The following is a 24151-nucleotide window of genomic DNA, read 5'->3' as shown; positions in this document are numbered from 1 at the left end:
GTCCGTGGTGATACCCACGTATAAAAGATATGAAGATATAATTAAAACTTTGGAGTCCTTAAATAACCAGACTCTCCCTCCAGATGAAGTCATAATTTTTGATGAATCTCCCACAGATGAACTTCGCAGGATAATAAAAGCTCAGAGATTTTGTTATCCTGTAAAGTATATCCGGAGCCCCTCCAAGTTTCGATCTCTCGCAAGATCAAGAAACAAAGCAAAGAAATTAGTTAAGGGCAGAACAGTTGTCTTCTTGGATGATGATGTTATTCTCAGCCCCGATTATCTGGAGAGGATAGTTAAGTTCTTTAGTGATAATTCCCACGTGAAGGGAGTCACTGGCTTAATAATCAATCAAACTAAACTTTCAAAGATCTATCAGCTAATGAACATGGTATTCCTGCGACCCCATAAAACTGAAGTGCCAGCGGTACAGAGATCGTTTGTTCCGACTTATCCTGAACCTTCTATGTTCAAGAGTGCTCCTGCCCAGTGGCTTTCAGGTTGTAACATGGCCTATCGCCGGGAGGTTCTTGAGAGCATGGATTTTGACTGGAGATTGCTGAAATACAGCTATTCTGAGGATGTTGACTTCTCCTTCCGAGTTTACAAAAAATATGGGGAAGGTTCCCTTTGGCTTTTGCCTGATGCAAAACTCATCCATAATCAGTCTCCTTCGGGGAGGCTTTTAGGGTTTAATCTGGAGGCCCATAGGAGGGTTGTTAACCTCTATATGCTGTACAAACACTTTGGCGATACAAGACTGAATATCTTAGTTTTCCTATGGTGGAACATCGGGGAAATCCTGGAGCAGGTTTTGGGTGGGATACTCCATGGAGAGCTCAGAGATAGGATCAAGAACGTAAAAGTAATATTAAAGGCCATGAAATTCACCTTTGAGAACTTTGGAAGAATCAAGAAGGGTGATATTATCCAATTACAACTCTAAGGGGGCGTTTAAATGAACTTATCAAATTTCTTGTATAAGGTTGCTCTCTCCATCATAGACATGGAAAATATGCCGCTTAGAACTTTTGGAAGTGAGTTTAGGGAATTCCTAAGGGAGTATGAGGGCTCAAAAGCCTTATTGATTCAGCCAGGTGGAAACAATGGAGATAAACTTATATATATGGGTATGAGAAAGCTCCTTGAAGATTTATCTATTCGTTATTTGGAAGTGTCTCCAGCGGATTTTCCTATAAGGATATATTCGAGATCACTAATATTTCCAAGGGGATACAAAAAATATTATCTACCCTTTGAGCCTATCCGTGTTCCAAAAGATATTGAGTTAATAATTATTCATGGAGGTGCGAATTTTAATGATATTTGGTTTAGATCCATTCGAATTGTTAAGCATTTAATTAGAACTCAGAGAGTTCCAATAGTAGTTGCTCCTCAAACCTACTATTTTTACAGAACTTACCCCCCCGACATTTTCTTTAAATCACAGACAAAGGTTTATCTTTTCGCGAGAGAAATGTTTAGTTACAAACATCTCCGTAGATTTAATCTTCCTGAGTTCGTTCACGTGGCACATAGTGATGACACTGCGTTTTACTTAACAGCTCAAGACTTTGGTGGTCCTCTCAATAGAGAACATATATTATTAGCATTCAGAACTGATAAAGAACAATTAACTAATACTCGGGAGGATTTAGCAAGGGAACTTTCTAGAATGTTTAGTGAGATAGGATATCCAACTGTTGTTTCGGATGTCTCAGTTAATGAAACTTTTTCACATTTTGTTGATCTTATTTCAAATGCATCACTTGTAATCACAGATAGGTTACATGTAGGCATACTAGGTTCTATATTAAAGAAACCAGTAATACTTCTTTCTGGTTCTTATTTCAAAAATTTTGCAATATATCAATATAGCCTTAAATATTTCACAGCTACCAAGTTTATCAACAAATAAATAGTGTCAGCATAACGAATAGCTAGTTGGAATAGCCAAGTCTTTCTAATATCAAGCGTATCAACTTTAGATTTACCCCAAACTTCCTCTCAACTGCAAGTATGAGATCGATGTCTTCCTTTTCAATTACCCTGAACACCAACAGCAAGATGGCATAAAGTCCTGCTGAAATCCCCAGAAGGACTACCATACCCCAAACATTGTCCATTTTTAGCATGACCACCAGGACCTTGAGAAGGGCTATCAACCCAGCTCCGAGTATGAGGCTCTTCGTATATGCTCTACTGAACGGGTGAATGCCTGTTTCACTGTAAAGTTTACATGATTTAGCTATATTTGCAACCAGATACGCCGTCGCGGTGGCAACCGCCGCCCCTTCTATTCCCCACCTTGGTATCAAGAGTATGTTGAGGAGAAAATCACTTATCACCGCGAGGACATTTGAAACAGTTAAAAAGCCGGTGTTCCCTATCACTGTGAGCGTTAGACCGTTAGGGCCGAGTGCCGAGTGAAACATGAACCCTATGGCGAGGATCTGGAGAGTTAGGGAGGCGGTTAAATATTTTGAGCCGAACACCAACCATAAACTCGTCTCCGGAAAGACGAAGAGAACTGCAAAAAACGGCAGAGTGCCGAGCAGGATCCACTTCGTGACGACTTGGTAAAGCCTCGTGAGTTCTTCCATGCTACCCCTTGCGAAGAGGGGAGTCGCCATAGGGACGTAGAGGGTTTCTATGGCAGCTAATCCCAAGGATAACAGATTTGCAAGGGGTACCGCTGCATTATATAGGCCGACTTCACTCGAGGGAAGGTAATGCCCGACCATCAGGGTGTCCATCTTCGTCATGAACGTCCACAGGATCCCCGAAAGCATGAGGGGAATTGAGAAGAGGATGAGTTCCTTGGCAACCTCCGGATTAATGGAGGGCTGTATTTTGATTATCCCCAGTCTCCTAACGTCGATAAACAGGATAAAAAACGTGATCACGCTTGAAACAACCCACAGGTACAGCAGGGAAGTTAGTGTAAACCCGACGAGGTACAGAATGCTGACTCCAACGAGCCATAAGCCCGGTCTGAGGATCTGCTGGTAGTAGAATCTCTCCCTCACTCTTCCAAGCCCTAGAGTGGAGCTGATGAGGTAAGACGTGAGGAGCGTGAATGGGGCAGATGCGGCGATTATCTTTAAAGTCCACGAGACCCCAGGGTCAGTAAATACTTTTGAAATAACCCCAGAAAAGATGAACAGGATTCCTGCAGTTAGAAGACCGCTCATCAGGACGATAGACATAGCCGTGGAGATAAGATCGTGGAATTTCTCCCTCTTTTTGGTGAGGTAATAAGGGATCTGTCTTGGCATTGCGTTCGGGATCCCCAATGCGGCAACGGTGAGGGTAAGTGTGAGGATTGTGATCGTTAGATTGAAGAGCCCGTAGTCTGAAAGACTAACTCCTCTCGCTATCAATGCCCTGGAAACAAATCCCATAACCAGCGAGAGTGCAGTACCGGTGATTGTTATCCCCGCCCCCCGAGCAATTTTTTGAAGCGCGGTATTGACTTCACCCATGAAAGCCCCTCCGTCTCCGCCCCAAACAGCCAGCCCGCGTTTTTTATCAGTCTCGTCTTCAGGGTTTCAGTCATGGCTCCCGGGTTTATTTCCTGATCCCTATTAAAAACTTAAGGTTTTGAGGTGACTTGCTTGAGGTATTACTATTAAAAATCAAAAGCTTTATAAACCAATCCTCGTATCGGCCCATGAGAACTACATTAGGTGGTTTCAATGAAACGCTACATAATAGTTGGAGTTGCGGCCCTGTTGGTGTTCCTGGCCGGGATGCACCTGGGCGTTTCCTACTTCAGCGACGTTGCGAAGTCCAGCGGAAACGAGATCTCCACAGGCGACTTCGACATTGGCATAAGCAAGGACGGCAAAAGGTTCTACGATGACTATAAACTGTTCTCCTTCGGCAACCTCGCGCCCGGTGAGAGCAGGACGGTCACCTTTGCCATTAAAAACCGCGGTGATTACCCCCTCTCAAGGATCGTACTGACATTCAACGTCACCGACAGAGAAGACGGAAAGCTATCAAAGGCCGAAAGCCTCGTGGACAGCACTCCGGACGTTGGGGAGCTCAGCAAACACCTGATCGTTAAAAGCTTCGTCGTCTCTGATGGGAGCAAGGAATGGAGCGTTGATTCCGCCGCTGGCAAAACCCTCGCGGAGATCAACGGCACGCCGATAGAGATCTTCACCGGAAAACTGCCTCAGAACGGAGTCTTGACCGTTAACATGACCCTAGAGCTCTCGCCTTCTGCCGGAAATGACTGCCTGGCGGATTCGGTTGATGTCGACATGAGCCTGCTCGCAGAGCAGCAGGCTTAACTTTTTAATTCTTTTTATCAAATCCAGAACCGCGATGATGAGTGATGGGCGAACCGAACGGTGAGGAAGGAAAGGTGATCGCTGAGCAAGCCTTTTAAGGCCCATCTTCAACCTTTTCTGGGATGATGAGTTCAGCCTTGTCCGAGCCGTGACGAGGGAGTGACGGACTGACCGCCTCATTTCTTCCAGTGAGTTTAATCTCAAATGTGTCAACAAAAGGTCAAGAAGCACATAGCGGAAATTCCGAAGTCGAGGGGGTAGCCAGCATGGACATCAAGGGTTACGGACTGATTTCACCCTTTTAATATTCACGATAAATACTGCGTTATTAACCTCGCACAATCTCCTCCAAATCCCTCAAGAACTCCTCGAGGTGCTCCCTCCTCACGTGGGGCATCATGACGATCCTGATGTAGCCCCTGTGCGCGCTGATTCCCCAGCCCCTTCTCTTCAGCTCCTCCTCGACCCGCTCAAGGTTCTCAGTGCCGAAGGAGACAATATTCAAGACCGGCTCTCGGATGAGGTAAACGCCCGGTATCTTCTTCAGCTCCCCCGCGAACCACTGGCTCAGCTCCATAGCTTTTCTCACAATTTCCTTGTAGCCTTCGAAGCCGAGGTGCTTGATCATCGCCCATACCGCGAGAGCGTTTGCCCCGGGCCTCGTTCCTGTTATGGTGGCCTGCCATATTCTTCCTCCGGCTAAGTAAGGGGCCAGAATGCTTATCGCGTCGATGTACTTCCTCTCGCGGAAGATTATCCCGCCGGCTGGAATCGGCACCATGCCCATCTTGTGGGGGTCTATGGTTATGCTCTTCACTCCCTTCAAGCGAAAATCGAAGTCTGGGATGTCGTAGCCGAGGGCCTTCGCAAAGGGAATCACGAAGCCTCCAAATGCCGCATCCACGTGGAGCGGGAGCCCGTAATCGAGGGCTAAATCGCTCAGAGCGGGAATATCGTCCACAACTCCCAGACCCGTTGTTCCGGCTATTCCAACGATTCCAATCGTGTTGTCCGTAATCTTCTCCTCAACGTCCCTAACGTTGACGGTATAATCTTCATTCAGCTCCGCCCAGATGAGCTTGACTCCAAGCATTTCGCCGGCCTTGATGAAGGAGAAGTGGGCGCTCTTCGGAAGGATAAGCTCGGGCTTTTCAACCCCCGCCAGGTTGCGGAAGGCCCTTACCGCTAAAATGTTTGCCTCGGTTCCGCCCGAGACTATGTGGCCGTAGCCCTTTTTAAGACCGAGGAGGTTTGAGAGCATCTCAACGGCCTCTTCCTCAACCTTCCTGCTCCCGATGTGTAAACCCGGGTCTCCGAGGTTCCTGTCTATAAACTCCGTAATGATTTTAACGGCGAACGGATGTGGGTACGTGCACATGGAGCCGAGAATCTTCCCGGAGTCGAAGGTTAAATCCTCCCTCGTCTTCCGCCGTAGCTCCTCAAGCACTTCCTCCTCGTCTGTGCCCCTCTCTGGAAACATACTCCCACCGATGGCCGATCTCAGGATGATGATTTAAGCTTTTGCCTTTTGAGATAGGCCTTGAAGAAAACCGGCGTCGTTAGAGCTGTTAGCATCGAGACTATTATGACGCTTGCAAAGAGCCCCTGGTCTATTAGCCCGGCCTCGAGGCCGAAGGTCAGTATCGCCAGCTCAAGGCTTCCCCTGCCGCCCATTCCAATTCCGATCAGCAGGGAATCACTCCAGCTCAGGCCGAGCGATCTGGCCCCCAATCCGCAGCCGAGGAGCTTCCCCAGAACGGCGGAGAGGTAAAGGCCGCCTATCAGTGAGAGACTGACCTGGTTCAGAGGGGGGTTGAACATTAGTCCGACGTAAATGAAGAAGAGGGGCATGAAGAACTCGATCAGGACAACTTCAAGATCCTCGATGAGTTCGTTGAGCTTTATGCGGGTTATTATCAGCGGATCCTTCCTCTCACGGAGCCTGCTTATCATGAGTCCCGCCAAATAGGCCCCGATTATCTGGTTGAGTCCGACCCACTCTGCCAGTATGGCCAGGGTGAACGTGAGGATGAGGGTGAACGTGAAGAACACGTTGAGGTTCTTTACAACGTTCTTGAACCATTCGGCATTCTTGAAGACGACCTCCGAAATGAGCAGGGCGAGCACTATGAAGGAGAATATCTTAACCGTCAGCACCCCGAAGGCCTGGGCGTCGAGGCTGCCCTCGGCCATGGCCGTGACTATGCCTATGAGATAAACGGCGAGGATATCGTCGGCAAAGGCAGCGCCCATGAGGATCGATGAGACAATGCGCTTTACCCTCTCCTTTACGAGAACGCCGCTCGTGACCTCAATCGCGGTGTTTCCGAGGGTCACTCCCACGAAGATCGCCGCGGAGAGGGGTTTGCCGAAGAGCCTCACCGTCATGAAGCCCAGGAGGAAAGAGGCGAAAACACCGAGCACCGCCACGATGACGGCCCTTTTCGTGTTCTGGGCTATGGCCGAGAAGTTGCTTGTAAGCCCCATGTAGAGCATCATCATTATCAGCCCGAACTCCGCGAGAACCTTGAGATCTGGGGTTGGTCTAACCACCCCGAGGATGAAAGGGCCGAGCACTATTCCCGTGAGGACGTGCGCTATTATCGGGTGTATCTCCACCTTCTCGAAGGCCCATTCAATGGTTTTGGCCGTAACTAGCAGAACTGCGATTGCGGCCAGGAAGTCCACTTCATCCCCTCCTCGCCAGCAGGGTCCCTATTATCCAGAGTACCATTAGCAGGAGAGCCAGAATTGAGGCAATGGTCACCGCCCCTCTGCTCGTGCCGAAGACTATTGGGATCGGGCCTATCATTATGACCCCGCCTCCCTCAACGTCACCCTCGCCGCCGAGGGCCGAGATCAGTGTTCCAAGGAATACCAGCAGGAACCCCACGAATATCAGCACAATGCCACCCAGCACGAGCGTTTCTCCCCTCATCATCAGCCCCTCACAGTTATCCCCTTTTAAACCTGCCGCTAGGCTTTTAACCCCTACCCTCCCGATTGGAGTGGAGGGGTTTGATGCTGGTTATAGTGGACCTCGATGACACACTCTGCACCACGTGGGATGCAGGAAAGAGGGTTCTCATGAGGCTCTTCCTTCATCTTCTCGTGAAAAGGCGGTTCAGGATGATCAAATACCTGCTCTTCAGGGGCTACCGCGAGCTGGAGGGGATTGAGGCCCTCCACAGGATGGACATTGAAGGTATTATGGAGGAGGTTTTCAGAAGGGTTTATGGAGAAAAAAGAGTCGAAGGGTTCTCAGAGATACTGGAACTGGTTGATAAGACGTTTTTCTCCAGTCTTAAACTTTACCCCGACGCGCTTCCCTTTCTAAGAAACCTCAAGGAGATGGGTGCGAGGATCGTCCTGGTTACCGACTCCTCCTCCCGGTGGCAGAGAAGGAAGGTGAAGCACCTCGGAATAGGGGACTATTTCGACGACATAATAATCAGCGGCGAGACCGGTTACTCCAAGCTGACCCCGCACAACTTCAAGCTAGCCCTATCGAGGTTCCCGGACGATGAAGTCTACGTGGTTGGGGACAGGGACGAGACGGACATGGCCGGTGCAAGGGCCATCGGTGCAACCGGCATACTCGTGAGGAGGGGCTACTTCCGGCGAAAGCATATTAGAAACGCCGATTACATTGTCAGGAACCTGAACGAGGCGCTGGAGGTGATAAAGCGTGAACACGAGCTTAAAAAGCGAGCTGAAGCGTAAGGCCCTTCACCTCACCGGTCTGGTCGTACCGGCCCTCTACATCCTCACGGATAGGGAGTTCACCCTCACTTTCGTAGCCACCGCCTTTGCGGTATTCGTTGTCCTAGAGCCCTTCAGGATAATTGAGGAGCTCAGGGACAGAATAAAACTGAAGCTCAGGCTGATCAATCCTGATGTCGTGACTGGAATTGAGGTTCTTGAGCGGCACGTGATGGACATAGAAAGAGAGCACGAGCGCTTGGGCGTTGCGGCCCACATATACTTTGCCCTCGCCTCCCTCATAGTGGTATACTTCTTCACCGAGAACGTGGCGATAGCAGCCGTTACCGTCGCAACCCTCGGCGATGCAATGGCGGCGATAATCGGGAAGAACTTCGGTAGGCACAGGTTTTCCAACGGTAAGAGCCTTGAGGGCAGCCTGGCATACTTTCTCTCCGCTCTGCTTGTTATATACCCCCTCCTCGGTCTCAAGCTCGCGATAGCCGGTGCTCTCATAGGCACTCTCGTTGAGTTCTACGGCCTACCTCCGGACGACAACTTTTCAAACCAGGTCTGTGTGGCTTTCGCGCTCTACCTCTTCTCCCTGATCTGAGGGAGCAAAGTATTTATAGCCAAACCACTGTATCACCTTTAGTGATAAGTACGGGTGGTTGCCATGGTCAAGTTTATCTTCGGGATACACAATCACCAGCCCCTCGGAAACTTCGGCTGGGTTTTTGAGAGTGCCTACGAGAGGTCATACAGGCCGTTCATGGAGGCACTTGAGGATTACCCCTCCATGAAGGTAGCCGTCCACTATTCGGGTCCCCTGCTTGAGTGGCTCGTCGAGAACAGGCCAGAGCACATTGACCTTCTCAAAAGCCTCGTCAGGAAAGGGCAGCTTGAGATAGTCGTCGCAGGCTTTTACGAGCCCGTTTTGGCGGCGATACCCAAGGAGGACAGGATAGAGCAGGTTAGACTTCTCAAGGACTTCGCGAAAAAGCTCGGCTACGAGGCAAGGGGCGTGTGGCTGACCGAAAGGGTCTGGCAGCCCGAACTCGTCAAGAGCCTCCGCCAGGCGGGCATAGAGTACGTCATAGTTGATGACTACCACTTCATGAGTGCTGGCCTTCCCAAGGAGAGCCTTTACTGGCCGTACTACACCGAGGACGGCGGCGAGGTCATAACGGTTTTCCCGATCGACGAGAGACTGCGATATCTAATCCCCTTCCGTCCTGTGGGGAAGACTCTCGACTACCTCCACTCTCTCGACGACGGTGATGAGAGCAAGGTGGCAGTTTTCCACGACGACGGTGAGAAGTTCGGGGTCTGGCCGGGAACCTACGAATGGGTTCACGAGAAGGGCTGGCTGAGGGAGTTCTTTGACGCCGTTTCGAGCGATGACCGGATAGACCTCACCCTTTACTCTGAGTACCTAAAGCACTTCAAACCGCGGGGCCTCGTTTACCTTCCGATAGCGTCCTACTTCGAGATGAGCGAATGGAGCCTCCCAGCAAAGCAGGCGAAGCTCTTCGTCGAGTTCGTCGAGGAGCTCAAGAGGGAGAACAAGTTCGACCGCTACCGCGTCTTCGTCAGGGGAGGAATCTGGAAGAACTTCTTCTTTAAGTATCCCGAGAGCAACTACATGCACAAGAGGATGCTCATGGTGAGCAAGCTGGTAAGGGACAACCCCGAGGCGAGGCGGTTCCTCCTCAGAGCTCAATGCAACGACGCCTACTGGCATGGAGTTTTCGGCGGAATATACCTCCCCCACCTGAGGAGGGCGGTCTGGGAGAACATCATAAGGGCCAACAGCTTCGTTTCCACTGGAAGCTTCGTCCGCGACATAGACTTCGACGGTAGAGATGAAGTTTTTCTCGAGAACGAAAACTTCTATGCCGTCTTCAAGCCAGCCTACGGGGGAGCACTCTTTGAGTTCAGCTCCAAGAGAAAGGCCGTAAACTACAACGACGTGCTCGCCAGGAGATGGGAGCACTACCATGAGGTTCCAGAGTCGGCAACCCCCGAGGACGAAAGCGGGGAGGGAGTTGCCAGCATCCACGAGCTCGGCAAAAGGATCCCGGAGGATATAAAGCGTGAGCTTGCCTACGATGATCACATGAGGGCAATATTGCAGGATCACTTCTTCGGTAGGGATGTGGGGCTAAACGATTACTACCTGAGTAATTACACCGAACTCGGGGACTTCCTCACCGGAGCCTACGACTTCTCGATCTTTGAGGGGGGCATCACCCTTGAGCGTGATGGTATAGTCTCTGGAAGCCCGGCGAGGGTTGCGAAGTCCTTCCGTCTCACAGATAACGGCTTCATTGTTGACTACACCGTGAGGAGTGAAGCCAAGGCGCTCTTCGGTGTCGAGTTGAACTTAGCGGTGCACAGCGTCATGGAAAGCCCCGGAGAATTCGAGGCGGATAGCTTTGAGGTAAAAGACCCCTACGGGATTGGAGGGCTCAAAATCGAGCTCGATAGGAAGGCAAGGGTGTGGAAGTACCCGATAAAGACCCTCAGCCAGAGCGAGAGCGGCTGGGACTTCATCCAGCAGGGTGTCAGCTACACTCTCCTCTTCCCGCTTGAGGGGGAGCTGAGGTTTAGGTTGGTGTTTGAGGAACTTTAATTCTTCCTTTTGTGTTCTAGGCCCCCTAAAATTGAGGATAAATCAGAACCTGAGAACCATATCCTCAAGGTCGGGCGTTACGGACTTGATGACGTGGAATTCCGTTGTCTTCCCCTTCTTTGATACCCTTATCACAGTGGTCGCTATGTCTTCGAGAAGGGCAGTTAAGGACTGTCTCTCGGGTCCTATGATGCCAGTTTTTACAAGGTACACGGTCAGCCGTCTTTCGTCCCCGACGTATTGGGACATCAGTTTTACCAGTGCATGAACGTTTGCTGATGAGAACTCTGAAGCCATAAGGAGCTTCTCTAGGCCGAGGACTATGGTGAGCACCGGGAATCTGGACTCAAGAACCTGCTCGTAGACATCCTTGAATTTCTTCGTCAGTATTACGGGCTCCGAGATCTCCTCGATGGTCTTTATCACGTTGCCAGTTTGCGTTCTGCCTCCGATCTTTATTACCTCAGCTTTGGTTAGCACATCAGTTTCTATACCGGCCAGTCTGGCCTTGGCTGTCAAAAGGTGCAGGGAGTCAAGGATGTCCACAATGACGATATTATATTCATCTTCCAATCCCCAAGTCACTATGTTATGCAGGTCGAGATACTGATCACCAGCATCGGTCCTCTCTACGAGGACTAGCTCACCCCTCCTGAGAGAACCCCACAGGTCCTGCATAATTGTTGGGACGTTCATGAATATCCCCCGTTCAATGCTCTATGTTTATCTTTATAAATGTAACTTAAAGTCTATCGGCTCTTTAAGTCCCCAGAACCTGCAGAACGAGCAAATCTCGCCACTTGAAGGCATGCCGCAGACTTTACACTCCCTCAGCTCGGTCTCGTGGAGCTCGGCCTCGAACAGGTGTTTCTTTCTCAGGAAACCCTTGACGAAGTTGATTTTCGTCCCCGGTCTCTTTTCCTCCATCTCGTTGAGTATCGCCTTGTACTCGAGCGTTGTAGCGCCCCTCGCATAGGGGCACTCCTCCATCATGTACTCGATGCCATTTGCCAAGGCGTAGGCAACGACTTCCCTCTCCGTGACCTCGTAGAGGGGCTTGACCTTCTTGACAAGCTTCCCGTTGAACTGGGCCGGTGTTACCGGCCCCTGCTTCGCTAAGTACTGCGTGTTCCAGTGCATCATGTTCGAGAAGATGAAGCTCGCCTCGTCGTCGAGGTTGTGGCCGGTGGCAACTGCATCAAAGCCGTTATCGTAGGCGAACTTGTTGAAGATGTAGCGCTTCGTTAAGCCGCAGTAGGAGCAGGTCGGCCTCCTCGTCCTAACTTCCCCGATTCCCTTCCCGAAGAGCTCTTTAACTCGGACGATGTGGAGGGGAACTTCCAAAGCTTCGCACTGCTTCTTTGCGTACTCCTCGCTCTTCTCGCTGTACTCGCCGATGCCGAGGTTTATGTGGAGGCACTCGATATTGTAGCCGAGTTTCTTGAGGATGTAAGCGGTGACGGCCGAGTCCTTTCCACCGCTCACCACTACAAGAACTTTCTCGTCCGGTTTGAGCATTTTATAGCGCTCTATCGTCCGCTTTACCTTCCTTTCGAAGTATTCTTTAAAGTGCTCTTCGCAGAGGTACATTTTTGGGTAGTGAAGCTTTATGAAGGCAGGCTTTTCGCAGAACTTGCATCTCATCGGCATTTCTCTCACCGACCCTTAGCTCTCCCGCTATATTAAAAGGCTTTGCACCGGAAGACTTTTTAACGGCCCGCTCAACTCCCACCGGTGAAATCAATGGGGGCACTCTCATCGATGTTCTGGGCCCTGTGGTACATCCTCCCGGCGTACTTCGCCAACGCTTCCCCCGTTCTGCTCGGGGGAGGCAGGCCAATAGACGGTGGAAGGAAGTGGCGTGACGGGAACAGAATTCTGGGAGATGGAAAGACGTGGAGGGGTTTCCTCGGCGGGGTTTCCGTCGGTACTCTTGTTGGAGTCCTTCAGTATTACCTAACCCCCGCCTTCTACGGTTCCCTGAAAACTGCCGTCCTTCTGGCGTTTCTGCTGTCCTTTGGTGCGCTCATGGGTGACCTAGTGGGGAGCTTCATAAAGAGACGTCTGAACCTCCCGAGAGGCTACCCGGCTGTTGGCCTCGACCAGCTGGGATTCCTGATAAGCGCGCTCGCCTTCGCTTATCCGGTGAAGACTATCTCATCCGGCCAGATGCTGTTCCTCCTGATATTCACACCGCTCGTCCACTGGGGTGCCAATTACTTCGCTTACAAAATGGGCTGGAAGAGCGTTCCATGGTAGTGAGGTTTTTAAACCGACCGGGGAGAGCCGCTCCGATGGTGAGAGTTTACGTTGAGAGCTACGGCTGCTCAAGGAACAGGGCAGACGGCGAGATTATGGAAGCGATACTCCTGAGAGCCGGCTATGAGTTAGCCGAGGGCCCGGATAAGGCCGATTACGTCGTCGTCAACACCTGTGCAGTCAAAGACCCCACGGAGCTCAAGATGGTGAGGAGGATTAGGGAGCTCCTCGATTCTGGAAAGAAGGTAATCGCCACTGGATGTCTCGTTCACGTTAATCCCGAGGCAATAGACCCCCGCGTTTCAGGAATTTTGGGTGTCAAAAGCATAGACAGAATCGCCGAGGCGATAAGCGTGGCGGAACGTGGGGAGAAGTTGATAAGCGTTGAAGGCTGGCGCGAGAGAAATCCAGATAAGCTCGAACTCCCGAGGCTCTGGAAGCCCGGCGTTTCCTTCGTCGTCCCGATAAGTGAGGGCTGTCTGAACGCCTGCACCTACTGCGCGACACGCTTCGCGAGGGGTGTTTTGAAGAGCTACAAACCCGAACTCGTAATCAAATGGGTGAGGGAGGCCGTATCGAGGGGGTACAGGGAGATTATTCTATCGAGCGAGGACACCGGCTGCTACGGCTTTGATATCGGGACTAATCTGGCAGAGCTCCTCGACGAGATAACGGCCATTGAAGGCGACTTCCGCGTCAGGGTCGGCATGATGAACCCCAACCACGTTCTGAAGTTCCTCGACGAGCTGATCGAGGCCTATCAAGACGAGAAAATCTACAAGTTCCTGCATTTGCCAGTTCAGAGTGGAGATAACGAAATCCTTAGAAGAATGGGGAGAACATACACCGTCGAGGAGTTTGAGGAGATAGTTAATGCCTTCAGGAAGAAGATCCCGGACTTGAACCTCAACACTGATATCATAGTTGGCTTCCCCGGGGAGAGCGACGAAGCCTTCAGGAACACGGTTGAGCTTGTAAAGCGTGTTAAGCCGGACAAGATTAACGTCTCCCGCTACTCGGCAAGGCCGGGGACGATAGCGGCAAGGTGGAAGCAGTTGCCCGGCTGGCTCGTCAAGGAGCGTTCCCGCGAGCTTCACAGGCTCCGCCTCGCGATAGCATACGAGATAAACAGGGCCTACGTCGGCAGAACCGTTGAGGTTCTCGTTCACGGTCCGGGCAAGAAGGGTGGAATCGAGGGCAGGACGTTCAACTACAAGGATATAATCCTCGACTCGGGCGAGGCGGGGGGCTTCGTCAGGGTAAAGGTCGAGCGCGCCACCGCGACCTATCTGCTCGGCAAGACCGAATGAATTTTTTACATTCGCTCTTTGGTCATTTGAAAATTATCCCAATACTACCCGGATTTTTTTGAGTTTGTCTAATGCGGTCTGGAGATTGTCCGGGTTTAATTATGCTACTTGGAAATTTTACAACCAGTTTGAGAAAAAACGTTAAATATCAAAAACGCGTAAAATTTCGAGAGGATCCAATCGAGGTGATGAAAGGTGAACAGGAGGCTAAAAAAGGCCCTGCCCCTTCTGGGGGCTCTGGTCTTCCTGATGGTTGGTGCGGCGCTGGCAGTACCAACGTTTAACCTCCACATCCAGAACATAGGTGAAGGAGGTCCTCAGCAGATTACAGTTCCTGGTGGAGTCGCCAATGCAAACGTCAACTGGATTCTTGACAGTAATCCAGATTATGTGGCGGGAGTAACGGTCTCCTTCGACCAGAATCTTGACTCCGGAACAACGATATACGTTAAGGTTTATGACTCAAGTGAAAATTTGATTGCCCAAGGTAGTCAAACCTTGAACTCCGCCCTTAATTCAGGCACAGCTGTTGAAATACACTTCAGTAGCAGTGTCGAAATTAAAAACATGGATAAGGTCGCCGTCGTCCTCGTTGGGCCACAGCAGTGATGGAGGCCCCTGAATGACCCTCCGCTCCAAAGTACTTTCTCTCTTTTCAGCCTTTTTTCTTGTCGTGACCCTTCTCGTCGCGGTTCTGCACTTCTCCTTCGGCTTCCAGTACGTTGTTGTTCTCACCGATTCCATGAAGCCGAATATAAACCCCGGTGACCTCGTTGTTATCTATCCATCCAGAGATGTCCACCCCGGGGACGTTGTCCTCTACCGCATCGAGCTCGGCGGAACAGAGTACCGTATAATTCACAGGGTCGTCGCAATCAGGACGGATCAGGAGGGGAGGATCTACTACGTGACCAAGGGCGACAACAGGAAGTACACCGATCCCTGGAGGGTTTATCCGGATCAGGTTGTTGGAAAGTTGCTCTTCGTGATCCCCTACGTTGGGAGACTTTACTACTACCTGCCCTTGATAATAACGGCCCTGATACTGAGTCTCATGGCCATCATCGGGTATGAGCTCGTTAAAATCCTGCTGGAAGAAGAGGAAAAACCGTCAAAGGGGCCTGCAATAGTCCTCAGGCGCTCCCGGGATATGTACATGCTCAGACGGTCGAGGCGGCCCGGGAGGGGACGGTTCTGATCACCACTTGTCCTCGGGTATTGCTTCCTTCTTTGCTGGGATCAGGCAGAGGAACTCGAAGGTCTCGCTCAAAGCCTTGTAGCCGTGGGGCTCGTTGGGCGGGACGTAGAGGAAATTTCCGGCCTTGACGTGGTGCTCCTCCTCTCCGTTGGTGATTATCCCTTCTCCCTTCAGGATGAATATCTCATGCTCCCAGTCGTGCTGGTGTATCGGGATCTCCGAGTCCTTTTTGAGGACAAAGTAGCGCATGGCGAAGTTCTTTGCCCCAAGCTTGGGATAAACGAGCCACCTTATCGTTACGCCCTCAAAACCCGTCTCCTCCTCGGGGACCTCAAGGTAGTGTCCGACGAACATGGTATCACCGTTTTAACTTTCTCGGGCTGGTATTTAGACTTTGTGCATACCAAAGCCTTTTAATCCCGGTTCGTTTATCCAATTGGGTGAACTTTCGTGGAAAGAAAGGTGCTGGCGGTGCTCCTTTTGGGAGTTTTCCTTCTGGGAACGATCGCGGCCGGCTGCCTCGGCGGGGGCGGTGAAAAGAGCCAACCAACAACGAGCCAGCAGATTGGTTCTTCCACCACAACAACCACGCACGGAACCACAACTCCCACAACTTCTCCAACAACGACCTCGGCATCTTCAGCTACCACTACGACCACCTCCAGTTCTGAAAGGACAACGACCACCACAACAATATCGAGCACAACGACGACCACAGCCACCATTCCCACAACTACAACGACAACCACGACAACGCCAACACCGGCGGCCGTTAAGATAGACTTCTCCAAGTTCAGAAAGACCGGGCAGGTTATCGGTGAGTGGAGGACTATCTTCAAAGGCCAGCCGATCTACACCGTTCCAGGGTACTTCGATCTCGTCAAGGCGTACTTCCCGGACGCCGAGGTCAGGGACCTCTCCGACTACAGGTGGGGGATAGCGGTTCTCCCGCCGGAGCTGGCAGTTAAGGAGCTCGATGGAAAGAGGGTTAGGGTTGAGAAGGTTGACTACTTCGGCTACGTTGCTTACAGGAACGGCTACCACTTCGTTGGCCCTGACAAGGGAATTATAGCGGTCTTCAACTCCGAAGAGGGGGCGAAGCTCATCCTTACCGGAACGAGCAGGGCCGGCGTTGGTCTCGCCCTCAGAGAGCTCTCGCGGATTCATTCTTACTCAGACGTCCCAAGCCTCTACGTCCTCCGTTCCGGCCAGTTCGAGGGCCTCTTCCTCAAGGAGATCGGCGACGTGAACTGGAACGGTATCGTCGAGAGAACCGAGTTCGTTGAGGACTATCCTCTCTACTATGAGGAGCCCTTCCATTACTACTGGCGCGTCGTCAAAGGTGAAAACGTGACGGTCAGTGGGGGCTTCATAAGGCTTGTGAACGGATCCACCGTTTACATACGGGCACTCGGCTTCAACGTCAGCGTCTCGGTTAAGCCTTCCGGGGCCGAGCTTACCTACGTCATTGAGAACATCAACCCGGCCTACGTGGACTATCCTAAGTGCGCCGAGGTCGGAGAGACGTGGATAAAGCTCAACTCGACATCGGGCTTCACTCTGCGCCCGAGGGAGGTTTCTAACTACACCGTCTTCGCGCTGGGCGATCACAGACCGGCCCACAGGAACGACCCGGTTCCGAGTGTTTTCCTCAAGATAATGGATCAGGTTAACAACGGAAGCGGGGCCTTTGTGATCGACGGCGGTGATCTGGTCTATTCCGGCAGGCTTAGCGAGTGGGTCGACCTCATGAAGGTCTGGAAGTGGAACAAGCCCGTATTCCTGACCCCCGGCAACCACGAATACCAGGGCGAGGGCAAGAACATATTCCACTACCTCTTCGGTCCGGACGAGGACTACAGCTTCGTTCTCGGAGATTACGTCTACGTTTTCATGAATGACGTCGAGAACGGCTACACCCTCAGCTCACACCAGTGGGAGGCCCTCAAGGCCGCCCTTGAGATGGCCAACGAAACCGGAAGAAGGGCCGTTATCGTCATGCACGCTCCGCCCTACGATCCGAGGCCTAACGGGGATCACAGCATGAACCACAACTCCGCCGAGAAGCTCTTAGCTCTTATGAGGGAGTACAACGCGTTCGGAATTTTCAGCCACATCCACCTCAACTGGTATGGGGAGCATGAGGGTGTGCAGATGATCATAACAGGCGGTGCAGGGGCCCCTCTATACGTTACCGATCCGAACGAGGGGGGCTTTTACGGCTATGCGATGCTCTCGATGGGCCCCGGTGGGGAGATCGAGGTCAAACTCGTCAGGGTCGAGTGACGGCCAAAAAGTTTTTATTTACTTTTTTCCTTGTCCCTCCAGAACGGGCTGTTCTAAAAATGAGGAGAGGGGTAAGAGCGATGCCAACGGTCAAAGTGGATCCAGAAGAGATAAAGAGAATCAAGAAGGAAATCGAGGCCCTTGAGAAGGAGAGGAACGAGATAAGGGCCAAGCTCGAGGAGCTTGAAAAAGAGCTCCAGAGCTGGATTCAAAAGAGGGACGAGAAAAACAGGGAGGTGCAGCAGCTCCGTCAGAAGGGCAGGGAGTACAAAGCTAAGAGGGATGAAATCAACGCCCAGATAAAACAGCTTAAGAAGAACCGTGAGGAGATCAACGCCAAGCTCGACCTCCTCTACCAGGAGATACTTGAGTACAGAACCAAGAGGGACGAGTACAACCAGCTCAGAAGGCTCAACATGCCTGCCGAGAAGATCAAGGAGAGAATCGAAAAGCTCGAATGGGAGCTCCAGACCAACCCCAAGATCACTCCAGAGAGGGAGAAGCAGATCGTCGATCAGATACAGGTTCTCGCGACCGAGCTCGAGATAATCCAGCAGGCGGATCGCTTCCACAAGAAGCTCGTTGAGACGAGGAAGAAGGTCGATCAGCTCAAGAAGGCCAGGAGGGCTATAAGCCTTGAGATACAGAAGCTGGCAAACCAGAGCCAGCAGTTCCACGAGATGATGATAAAGGCCTTTACCCAGGCGGACGAGGTCAAGAAAGAAGCCGACGAGTACCACGCCAAGGTCGTCGAGCTCCGTGAGAAGGTCAGGGAAGTAAGGCGGGAACTCCGGGCCATCGAGAGAAAGATCCGCGAGTACGACGAGAAACACAAGGAACTCATCGCCTACCGCCTCGTCGCCAAGATGCGTGCGAGGAAGGACAGCAGCTTTGAGAAGGCAGTCGAGGCCCTTGAGAAGTTCAAGCGCGGTGAGAAGCTCACCCTCGACGAGCTCCTCCTGCTCCAGCGCTACAACCTCGTGTGATGCCAATGGAAGTCATCAAACACGAAGGTCCTGGAAGGCTGGGGTTAGTCCGCTTAGGAGACTACTCCTTCAGAACCCCTGCCTTGGTCGGGGTAGACTTTACGCTCTCGCCCTTCAACTCCTTCTTCCATCCGGACAAACCTGGGGACTACGACTTCAACCTGGCCCCTTCAATCCCCCTCGGCTTTTACACTCCCGCTGAAGTCATCGAGAAGGCCCTCGGAAGGCTCTGGAGCGTTAACTATGACGGCTTCAACGCCTTCTACCTTCCAGCCCTGAGGAGAATCGAGTACCTCGAGGAGTTCTTCAAGATAATCGAGCGGTACAACTTCGAGGTGGTTTACCTCGGCAACTCCAAAATCCTCGTCAAGGAGTACCGCTACTTCGTTAAAATCCTCCGCGCGCTCCGCGAGAGGTTCCCCAACCTGATTATTATAGCAGACTTGGAGCCGTTCTTCTATCCGTTAGCAGTTTACCTCGGCGTTGACGCCTTCGACACGCGCTCGCTCAAGCTCTACGACTTCGAGGGCAAGGGATTCACCCAGTACAGCCCGTTCCTCTGGGGGAAGGAGCCGAACTCCCTTGACTTTGCAAGGGAGACGATACTCCTCGTGAGGAAGGCCCTTGAGAGCGGTAAGCTCCGCTACCTCGTGGAGAACCTGTTTTACACCCAGTACCACGAGGGAATACTCCGCATAGCGGATTTGGAGCACCCGGATTATCTTGAGAAGTACACGCCGATTCAGAAGGAGACGGTCTATTTCATCAGCGACGCCTCCATAAGGAGGCCCGAGGTCAAGCGCTGGCACTCCCGCGTCCTCGAGCGCTTCACCCCTCCAAGGAACACCGAGCTGGTCCTTCTCTTCCCATGCTCGGCCAAGAAGCCCTACTCCTTCTCAAGGAGCCACACGCTCTACCGCAGGGCTGTAAAAGAAGCTTTAGGCTCTGGAATCAGCAAAGTCCACGAGCTGATTCTCACTTCGCCCTTTGGCGTGGTTCCGAGGGAGTGGGAGTGGCTGGCAAAGTACGACATAGTTGTCACCGGCCACTGGAGCGAGGAGGAGATAAAGCCGGCGGCCGAGCTTTTGGCAAAGACCCTCGATAAGTACCCGAAGGACGTTCCGATAATAGCGCACCTCGATGAAGCCTACGTCGAGATAGCGAAGCTCGCAGGCGAGCTCTCGGGCAGGGAGATAATCTTCACCCGCGTTGAGAACGGAACGACGAGCAAGGAAAGCTTGAAATCCCTCACCGAGACCCTGAGGGAGTTCCACCTTGAGGGGACGAAGGAGGACAGGACGTACCGCTACTTCGAGAACATTAGGAAGGTCTTCGACTTCTACTTTGGCGCCGGCGCTGGCGAGGTGGTTCTTCCCGATAACGGCCACGTCAAGGGCTCAAAGATGCTCCGCATCTTCGTTGAAAACCAGCAGACGGGAACCTTCAGAGATGGCGTCATAAGCGTCACGCCCTTCGGAATGCAGAGGATTTACGACTCGCTCAAAGCCTACTGGGTGAAGATTGACTTCGACCTGCGCGGCGACGTCTTCGCGGTCGGAGTTAACGAGGCCGACGAGAAAATAAGGCCAGACGACATAGTCGGCGTCGTCCGCGACGATAGAGTTGTGGGCGTCGGAAAGGCCGTTCTCTCTGGGGAGGAAATGGTTAGGGCGAAGAAGGGCGTCGCCGTCAAGGTGAGAAAGCGGGCATAACTTCTTCAAGTCTTTTCACGGGAGAGTAGAAGCCCTTTTCAATCATTTTCTCCAGCAACCCGTTGCCTTCTTCCAACGTTAGAACTCCTCTCTTGACCCCAAGCACGAGAAGGCCTATCGTCCCCGACACTTTGATCCCGAGCAGTCTCGCTTTCTTTCGTGCGTCGTAATCATCGCTGAGCAAAATTAACCCCCCTGTGTTTTGCGACGGCTATGCAGGACGCCTCTCCCTTTCCCAGCTTCGCGCGGAGGAGTCTGTACAATCTTTCTTCCTCGGAAGTGAGCTCTGTGATGGGTAGAGGGATTTCAACTGGAGGATACCTGCCTCGCTAACTCCCACCATAAATTCCTCAACAACGTAGGGAGTTGTTAGCGCTGTTTCACCGAGAATTTTCCCGAGAACGCCCATCGAATTCGTTTTTGCAAAGTTGGACAACACCGTTGTGTCCACTACAAACACGTTATGACATCCACTTCTGAGAGAACGTCTTCCCTGTCAGGGGCTCTAATGGGGATTCCCCGTTTTTTAAACTCCTCTATAAGCTCCTCTCTCGTTACCCCGAGGACCTCTGCGGCTTTTCCGAGACTTATGATTCCATCAAGATACGCTGAGATTACTATCTCCTTTAAAAGGTCGGGGTCCTTCTTTATCAGGTTTAGAGCCCTCTCAGGCATCACTTCTGCAACTTTTTCAAACTCTTTGACAATCCATAGTTCCTCCATTCTCTCACCGATTTAGTTTGACGCCGAGGATAACTTAGGCCTTGCGCAAGAACTAAAAGTCTCGGTTTGAATTTACTCCCATGCCCAAGCACTTCCGCAAAGGCGTCAAGAGGGAGCACCACTTCCTCAAGGGACTTGAGAAACCGCTCGAAGAAATAGCCTCGATTCCCGGCGTCAAGAAGGTAATCCCTGGGAGGATTTACGCGAGCGATTCCAGGGGCTTTGAGATCAAGGTGACGCGGGAGACTCAGACAGGCCTGAAGCTCGTCGCCAAGAGCGATGGCTCGGTTCAGGAGGTTTTTCTCGTCGTTGACAAGGCCGATAGGGAGAGTGTCTGGAGGAATATAGAGACGATTTTCAGAGAGAAAGGATTAAATCATCTCCGAGCAAATAACTTCGATGGCCATGAGAAATGAGGCACGTCTCCTATGGGAGCAGGCGCTGGAAGACCTCAAAACAGCCGAAGCACTCATTGATGTGAAGAGATACTACGCGAGCGTGTTCTTTTCCCAACAGGCCGCTGAGAAGGCCCTGAAGGCCCTCTACATTGAGGTCAAGAGGGAGTTTCCCCCAAAACTCACAGTCTGCTGAGGCTTTCTAAGGAGCTCGGCGTTGAAGATGAGGACATCATCGACGCGGTTCTTGACCTGAACTCGGAATACATAGTCACGAGGTATCCAGACGCTGCGAACGAGGTTCTGACAAGGATATACAACAGGAGAATGGCGGTCGAACATCTTGAAAAAGCTAAGAAGGTGATCGAGTTTTGCAGGGAAAAGCTTGGGCTCTGAGAATTGCCGGGGTTATAAAGCGGCGCTACCCCGATGCGAGGGTTGTTTTCTTCGGCTCCCGGATAAGGGGGGACTACCTCAAGGACAGTGACTACGACATCATCGTGGTCTCCAAAGCCTTCAGGGGAAAGCACTTCACCAGAAGGTCGAGCGAGGTTCTGAGGGCCCTCTGGGATGTCGGGATCGTCGGGGATTTTGAGATCCTCTGCTATACTCCGGAGGAGTTTGAGAGGAAAAGGAAAAGTCTCGGGATCGTTAGAGAAGCACTGAGAGAGGGATTGATGGTTTAAAAAGTGGGCTTTTCTCACCCTCTCCAGGTATTACATCCTTATAAAGGGAGAACATTGGAAATCAGCTATGATTCTCTAAAGGTCGTGATTAAGTAATTGAATTTGATATGGATAGTTACCTTGTTTTTAGAGAGCAAATCTAGGTGTGAGATGAGGAGACTCAAGATATGTAGCACACTCGGGCTGAAAGTGTAACTTCCTTAGAGGACACAAACGAGAAAGTATTGTCTAGTATTAGCTCATAAGTTCCTCCTTCAGGGAGTCTAATCGTGGTGCTTGTCGCTGATATCTGTCCACTATTGTAAATCACATGACCCGTGGAATCGATGATTTTAACCTTAATGTCATTTCCTGAACCCCCCTTGACTCTGAAGTTTAACTTAACCCGAATATTACTAGCCCCATATGGAACACTAAAACTGAATTTTTCTGCATTGCCAGCACTTATGTAATAAGTTCCTGATGCTATGAGTATCGTTCTTTCGTGAGGAACAGATTCTTTGACGGTTTCTGGGGACAGAAATATAAGGAACGCTCCTACGGCAGTTATGATAACAACAATAATGATCCCAATTAAGAGCTTGGTGCTTCTAGTCACATTTATCCCTCATTGTGTTATTGTTGTTAGCACTGATAAAGATTGTGGTCAATTAAGCAAGCTCCCTCTTCCCCTCAAAGAACTCGATTAGCTCCTCGTCGCTTATTTCTTCGTCCGCCTCGGTGTAGCCGAGTTCCCTCTTCTGCAACTCAATGAGGCCCGGCGTGAGCAAAAGCTTCCCGTCCAGCTTCGGAACCGCGTAGTGGAGCGTTATCTCGCTGAACTCGTCCAGCTTAATCGTCGGGTTCTCCTCGTACTCAATCTCCTCCAGCCTTCTGCCGTCCGCTATTAGCTTGGCCACTATGCTTGCACCGTCGATCGAGAACTGGGGTTTCCCGATGTGTCTGACCTTAACGCCCTTCATCTTCGACGTTATGAACTCCTTCGTTCTTCCCCTCGGAACGGCGTCGCCGAGGATTCCGCCGACGACTATTATCGTGTCATCATCGATGTCTTCCGGCTTCAGCTCTTCCTCCGCCTGAAGGTCGAGGACTATGATTTTTGAGCGGTCAAAAGGGAACCGCGTAACGCTCTCGCCTATGACGCTCCCGAGCTTTGCGAGTTTTTCCCTCTCCTCGGGCAGGACGTTGGTGAAAATCAGCTTATTCTTCCACCACTCGCTGGCGTGCCTGTACTCAAGCCAGACCCAGTTGCTTATCTCCTCAAGGTGCTCGATTACGAGGTACGGCATGCTCTCACCGCCCGGCTTTGGGTTCAACTTTTTAAAAGCTCTTCCCAATTTGGGCCATGTCGTTCAGGGAGAAGTACTCGCGCATTGCCCGGCACTACGAGATCCTTGAGAGACCGCTCGACAGGTTCTTCTGTCCGCTGAGGAAGAAGGCGGTTTCCTTTGTGGAGGGGAAAACTCTGGAAGTCGGCGTTGGCGTTGGGAAAACGTTGCGCTATTACCCGAAGGACGTTGAGCTCTGCGCCGTTGATGCCGTTCCTGAGGTCATTGAAATCGCCCTGGAAAAAGCCAGAAGGCTTAACCTGAACGCCTGTTTTGAGGTTGCCGACGTTGAGAAGCTTCCCTTTCCCGACGGCAGTTTTGACACCGTTCTGAGCTCCTTCGTTTTCTGCACAGTTCCAAATCCCGAGAGGGGAATGAGGGAAATCCTCCGTGTCCTGAAGCCCGGTGGAAGGGCTATTTTCCTTGAGCACACGAAGAGCGATTCAGCTTTACTGAATTACCTCTTCCTCCTCCCCCTGAAGTTGCCGTTGAAGTTGCTCCTCGATGACGATCCTCTCAGGGAGACTCATAAACTGGTCTCGAAGCACTTTGAAATCGAGCGTGAGGAGCGCTATTACCGCGGAATCGTCCGTTTAATCGTCGCGCGGAAGCCTCAGTGAAGCCGGT

Annotated in this window: 29 protein-coding genes; 18 read left to right on the top strand and 11 right to left on the bottom strand. The window is 51.6% G+C overall.

Annotated features, from left to right (window positions below; all coding sequences use genetic code 11):
- The first annotated feature begins 7 nt into the window (after positions 1-7).
- Together TGAM_RS10860 and TGAM_RS10855 are read left to right on the top strand one after the other, a co-directional pair.
- Positions 8-949, top strand: a complete 942-nt coding sequence (locus TGAM_RS10860) for a glycosyltransferase family 2 protein (RefSeq protein WP_169302033.1) — start codon at positions 8-10, stop codon at positions 947-949.
- Positions 950-961: 12 nt separating this feature from the next.
- Entirely contained in the window at positions 962-1921 is a 960-nt protein-coding gene (locus TGAM_RS10855) for a polysaccharide pyruvyl transferase family protein (protein WP_015859745.1), read from the top strand.
- Between the two features lie 22 nt (positions 1922-1943).
- On the opposite strand, the gene TGAM_RS10850 is transcribed toward TGAM_RS10855, so the two are convergent.
- The gene (locus TGAM_RS10850) at positions 1944-3488 is read right to left on the bottom strand and encodes a flippase (RefSeq protein ID WP_015859744.1); all 1545 of its coding nucleotides are present in this window, start codon (positions 3486-3488) and stop codon (positions 1944-1946) included.
- A 213-nt stretch (positions 3489-3701) separates the two neighbouring features.
- Here TGAM_RS10850 and TGAM_RS10845 point away from each other — a divergent pair, with 213 nt between their 5' ends.
- Positions 3702-4304: a TasA family protein gene (locus TGAM_RS10845; protein ID WP_048811376.1), complete on the top strand. Its 603-nt coding sequence runs from the start codon at positions 3702-3704 to the stop codon at positions 4302-4304.
- 328 nt (positions 4305-4632) lie between these two features.
- Here the strand turns inward: TGAM_RS10845 and mfnA are convergent, their stop codons facing one another.
- Genes mfnA through TGAM_RS10830 form a run of 3 tightly spaced genes read right to left on the bottom strand, consistent with a single transcriptional unit; the run spans position 4633 to position 7242 of the window.
- Positions 4633-5784 carry a tyrosine decarboxylase MfnA gene (mfnA, locus tag TGAM_RS10840; RefSeq protein WP_015859742.1) on the bottom strand — a complete coding sequence of 384 codons (1152 nt, stop codon included), beginning with the start codon at positions 5782-5784 and terminating at the stop codon, positions 4633-4635.
- Between the two features lie 20 nt (positions 5785-5804).
- Complete coding sequence (locus TGAM_RS10835) at positions 5805-6992, bottom strand: cation:proton antiporter (RefSeq protein WP_015859741.1); 1188 nt, start codon at positions 6990-6992, stop codon at positions 5805-5807.
- Position 6993: 1 nt separating this feature from the next.
- Entirely contained in the window at positions 6994-7242 is a 249-nt protein-coding gene (locus TGAM_RS10830; RefSeq protein WP_048811375.1) for a TIGR00304 family membrane protein, read from the bottom strand.
- 83 nt (positions 7243-7325) lie between these two features.
- On the opposite strand from TGAM_RS10830, the gene TGAM_RS10825 reads away from it, so the two are divergent.
- The 3 genes from TGAM_RS10825 to TGAM_RS10815 all read left to right on the top strand — a co-directional run bounded on the left by TGAM_RS10825 (position 7326) and on the right by TGAM_RS10815 (position 10641).
- Complete coding sequence (locus TGAM_RS10825; protein ID WP_048811374.1) at positions 7326-8027, top strand: HAD family hydrolase; 702 nt, start codon at positions 7326-7328, stop codon at positions 8025-8027.
- Positions 7993-8619, top strand: coding sequence for a diacylglycerol/polyprenol kinase family protein (locus TGAM_RS10820; protein ID WP_015859738.1), 627 nt, complete (start codon positions 7993-7995; stop codon positions 8617-8619). Before TGAM_RS10825 ends, TGAM_RS10820 begins: the two co-directional genes overlap by 35 nt.
- A gap of 63 nt (positions 8620-8682) precedes the next feature.
- Positions 8683-10641: an alpha-amylase/4-alpha-glucanotransferase domain-containing protein gene (locus tag TGAM_RS10815; protein ID WP_048811373.1), complete on the top strand. Its 1959-nt coding sequence runs from the start codon at positions 8683-8685 to the stop codon at positions 10639-10641.
- A gap of 42 nt (positions 10642-10683) precedes the next feature.
- Here TGAM_RS10815 and TGAM_RS10810 read toward each other — a convergent pair whose 3' ends face one another.
- On the bottom strand, positions 10684-11337 hold the full coding sequence (locus TGAM_RS10810) for a DUF257 family protein (RefSeq protein ID WP_015859736.1): 654 nt from the start codon (positions 11335-11337) through the stop codon (positions 10684-10686).
- 33 nt (positions 11338-11370) lie between these two features.
- Complete coding sequence (gene ttuA / locus TGAM_RS10805) at positions 11371-12285, bottom strand: tRNA-5-methyluridine(54) 2-sulfurtransferase (RefSeq protein ID WP_015859735.1); 915 nt, start codon at positions 12283-12285, stop codon at positions 11371-11373.
- 99 nt (positions 12286-12384) lie between these two features.
- On the opposite strand from ttuA, the gene TGAM_RS10800 reads away from it, so the two are divergent.
- From TGAM_RS10800 to TGAM_RS10785, 4 genes are all read left to right on the top strand, one after another.
- Entirely contained in the window at positions 12385-12900 is a 516-nt protein-coding gene (locus TGAM_RS10800; RefSeq protein ID WP_015859734.1) for a CDP-2,3-bis-(O-geranylgeranyl)-sn-glycerol synthase, read from the top strand.
- A 35-nt stretch (positions 12901-12935) separates the two neighbouring features.
- Positions 12936-14210 (top strand): tRNA (N(6)-L-threonylcarbamoyladenosine(37)-C(2))-methylthiotransferase, encoded by a 1275-nt coding sequence (locus tag TGAM_RS10795; protein WP_015859733.1) that lies wholly within the window; start codon positions 12936-12938, stop codon positions 14208-14210.
- A gap of 195 nt (positions 14211-14405) precedes the next feature.
- The gene (locus TGAM_RS10790) at positions 14406-14819 is read left to right on the top strand and encodes a hypothetical protein (protein WP_015859732.1); all 414 of its coding nucleotides are present in this window, start codon (positions 14406-14408) and stop codon (positions 14817-14819) included.
- Between the two features lie 64 nt (positions 14820-14883).
- Entirely contained in the window at positions 14884-15408 is a 525-nt protein-coding gene (locus TGAM_RS10785; protein WP_238516214.1) for a signal peptidase I, read from the top strand.
- Here TGAM_RS10785 and TGAM_RS10780 read toward each other — a convergent pair whose 3' ends face one another.
- The gene (locus TGAM_RS10780) at positions 15409-15762 is read right to left on the bottom strand and encodes a cupin domain-containing protein (RefSeq protein WP_015859730.1); all 354 of its coding nucleotides are present in this window, start codon (positions 15760-15762) and stop codon (positions 15409-15411) included. It abuts the gene before it with no gap.
- A 96-nt stretch (positions 15763-15858) separates the two neighbouring features.
- Between TGAM_RS10780 and TGAM_RS10775 the strand changes: the two genes are divergently transcribed.
- The 3 genes from TGAM_RS10775 (at position 15859) to arcS (ending at position 20392) form a co-directional block, all read left to right on the top strand.
- Entirely contained in the window at positions 15859-17694 is a 1836-nt protein-coding gene (locus tag TGAM_RS10775) for a metallophosphoesterase family protein (protein ID WP_015859729.1), read from the top strand.
- Between the two features lie 80 nt (positions 17695-17774).
- A complete protein-coding gene (locus TGAM_RS10770) occupies positions 17775-18680 on the top strand; it encodes a coiled-coil protein (protein ID WP_015859728.1) in 906 nt (301 codons plus the stop codon).
- A gap of 5 nt (positions 18681-18685) precedes the next feature.
- Positions 18686-20392: an archaeosine synthase subunit alpha gene (arcS, locus tag TGAM_RS10765; protein ID WP_015859727.1), complete on the top strand. Its 1707-nt coding sequence runs from the start codon at positions 18686-18688 to the stop codon at positions 20390-20392.
- On the opposite strand, the gene TGAM_RS11395 is transcribed toward arcS, so the two are convergent.
- Together TGAM_RS11395 and TGAM_RS10755 are read right to left on the bottom strand one after the other, a co-directional pair.
- A complete protein-coding gene (locus TGAM_RS11395) occupies positions 20370-20576 on the bottom strand; it encodes a DUF3368 domain-containing protein (protein WP_015859726.1) in 207 nt (68 codons plus the stop codon). The genes arcS and TGAM_RS11395 overlap by 23 nt on opposite strands.
- A 266-nt stretch (positions 20577-20842) precedes the next feature.
- Entirely contained in the window at positions 20843-21115 is a 273-nt protein-coding gene (locus tag TGAM_RS10755) for a UPF0175 family protein (protein WP_015859724.1), read from the bottom strand.
- Between the two features lie 80 nt (positions 21116-21195).
- Here TGAM_RS10755 and TGAM_RS10750 point away from each other — a divergent pair, with 80 nt between their 5' ends.
- The 4 genes from TGAM_RS10750 to TGAM_RS10740 are packed head-to-tail and all read left to right on the top strand — an operon-like array spanning position 21196 to position 22196.
- Positions 21196-21531, top strand: a complete 336-nt coding sequence (locus TGAM_RS10750; RefSeq protein ID WP_015859723.1) for a DUF2103 domain-containing protein — start codon at positions 21196-21198, stop codon at positions 21529-21531.
- Positions 21515-21706 (top strand): HEPN domain-containing protein, encoded by a 192-nt coding sequence (locus TGAM_RS11390; protein WP_238516213.1) that lies wholly within the window; start codon positions 21515-21517, stop codon positions 21704-21706. The genes TGAM_RS10750 and TGAM_RS11390 overlap by 17 nt, the downstream gene beginning before the upstream one ends.
- A complete protein-coding gene (locus TGAM_RS11385; protein ID WP_337998402.1) occupies positions 21700-21906 on the top strand; it encodes a HEPN domain-containing protein in 207 nt (68 codons plus the stop codon). The genes TGAM_RS11390 and TGAM_RS11385 overlap by 7 nt, the downstream gene beginning before the upstream one ends.
- A complete protein-coding gene (locus TGAM_RS10740) occupies positions 21882-22196 on the top strand; it encodes a nucleotidyltransferase domain-containing protein (RefSeq protein ID WP_015859721.1) in 315 nt (104 codons plus the stop codon). Before TGAM_RS11385 ends, TGAM_RS10740 begins: the two co-directional genes overlap by 25 nt.
- 160 nt (positions 22197-22356) lie before the next feature.
- Here the strand turns inward: TGAM_RS10740 and TGAM_RS11085 are convergent, their stop codons facing one another.
- Both TGAM_RS11085 and TGAM_RS10735 read right to left on the bottom strand, forming a co-directional pair.
- Positions 22357-22794 (bottom strand): emp24/gp25L/p24 family protein, encoded by a 438-nt coding sequence (locus TGAM_RS11085; RefSeq protein WP_015859720.1) that lies wholly within the window; start codon positions 22792-22794, stop codon positions 22357-22359.
- 52 nt (positions 22795-22846) lie between these two features.
- Positions 22847-23485 (bottom strand): hypothetical protein, encoded by a 639-nt coding sequence (locus TGAM_RS10735; RefSeq protein WP_015859719.1) that lies wholly within the window; start codon positions 23483-23485, stop codon positions 22847-22849.
- Positions 23486-23541: 56 nt separating this feature from the next.
- On the opposite strand from TGAM_RS10735, the gene TGAM_RS10730 reads away from it, so the two are divergent.
- Positions 23542-24144, top strand: a complete 603-nt coding sequence (locus TGAM_RS10730; protein ID WP_015859718.1) for a class I SAM-dependent methyltransferase — start codon at positions 23542-23544, stop codon at positions 24142-24144.
- Positions 24145-24151: the final 7 nt, after the last annotated feature.

The organism is Thermococcus gammatolerans EJ3, from assembly GCF_000022365.1.
In the GTDB taxonomy this organism is placed as follows: domain Archaea; phylum Methanobacteriota_B; class Thermococci; order Thermococcales; family Thermococcaceae; genus Thermococcus; species Thermococcus gammatolerans.
Note: the sequence above shows the minus strand (reverse complement) of the source record. Positions and strands in the feature narration are given on the sequence as shown.

Bases quoted from the DNA above. Each gene is read 5' to 3' on its own strand.
- TGAM_RS10855 (WP_015859745.1), top strand. From the start codon at position 962: ATGAACTTATCAAATTTCTTGTATAAGGTTGCTCTCTCCATCATAGAC.
- TGAM_RS10850 (WP_015859744.1), bottom strand. From the start codon at position 3,488: ATGGGTGAAGTCAATACCGCGCTTCAAAAAATTGCTCGGGGGGCGGGG.
- TGAM_RS10845 (WP_048811376.1), top strand. From the start codon at position 3,702: ATGAAACGCTACATAATAGTTGGAGTTGCGGCCCTGTTGGTGTTCCTG.
- mfnA (WP_015859742.1), bottom strand. From the start codon at position 5,784: ATGTTTCCAGAGAGGGGCACAGACGAGGAGGAAGTGCTTGAGGAGCTA.
- TGAM_RS10830 (WP_048811375.1), bottom strand. From the start codon at position 7,242: ATGAGGGGAGAAACGCTCGTGCTGGGTGGCATTGTGCTGATATTCGTG.
- TGAM_RS10825 (WP_048811374.1), top strand. From the start codon at position 7,326: ATGCTGGTTATAGTGGACCTCGATGACACACTCTGCACCACGTGGGAT.
- TGAM_RS10815 (WP_048811373.1), top strand. From the start codon at position 8,683: ATGGTCAAGTTTATCTTCGGGATACACAATCACCAGCCCCTCGGAAAC.
- TGAM_RS10810 (WP_015859736.1), bottom strand. From the start codon at position 11,337: ATGAACGTCCCAACAATTATGCAGGACCTGTGGGGTTCTCTCAGGAGG.
- ttuA (WP_015859735.1), bottom strand. From the start codon at position 12,285: ATGAGATGCAAGTTCTGCGAAAAGCCTGCCTTCATAAAGCTTCACTAC.
- TGAM_RS10800 (WP_015859734.1), top strand. From the start codon at position 12,385: ATGGGGGCACTCTCATCGATGTTCTGGGCCCTGTGGTACATCCTCCCG.
- TGAM_RS10795 (WP_015859733.1), top strand. From the start codon at position 12,936: ATGGTGAGAGTTTACGTTGAGAGCTACGGCTGCTCAAGGAACAGGGCA.
- TGAM_RS10780 (WP_015859730.1), bottom strand. From the start codon at position 15,762: ATGTTCGTCGGACACTACCTTGAGGTCCCCGAGGAGGAGACGGGTTTT.
- TGAM_RS10770 (WP_015859728.1), top strand. From the start codon at position 17,775: ATGCCAACGGTCAAAGTGGATCCAGAAGAGATAAAGAGAATCAAGAAG.
- arcS (WP_015859727.1), top strand. From the start codon at position 18,686: ATGGAAGTCATCAAACACGAAGGTCCTGGAAGGCTGGGGTTAGTCCGC.
- TGAM_RS10755 (WP_015859724.1), bottom strand. From the start codon at position 21,115: ATGGAGGAACTATGGATTGTCAAAGAGTTTGAAAAAGTTGCAGAAGTG.
- TGAM_RS10750 (WP_015859723.1), top strand. From the start codon at position 21,196: ATGCCCAAGCACTTCCGCAAAGGCGTCAAGAGGGAGCACCACTTCCTC.
- TGAM_RS11390 (WP_238516213.1), top strand. From the start codon at position 21,515: ATGGCCATGAGAAATGAGGCACGTCTCCTATGGGAGCAGGCGCTGGAA.
- TGAM_RS10735 (WP_015859719.1), bottom strand. From the start codon at position 23,485: ATGCCGTACCTCGTAATCGAGCACCTTGAGGAGATAAGCAACTGGGTC.
- TGAM_RS10730 (WP_015859718.1), top strand. From the start codon at position 23,542: ATGTCGTTCAGGGAGAAGTACTCGCGCATTGCCCGGCACTACGAGATC.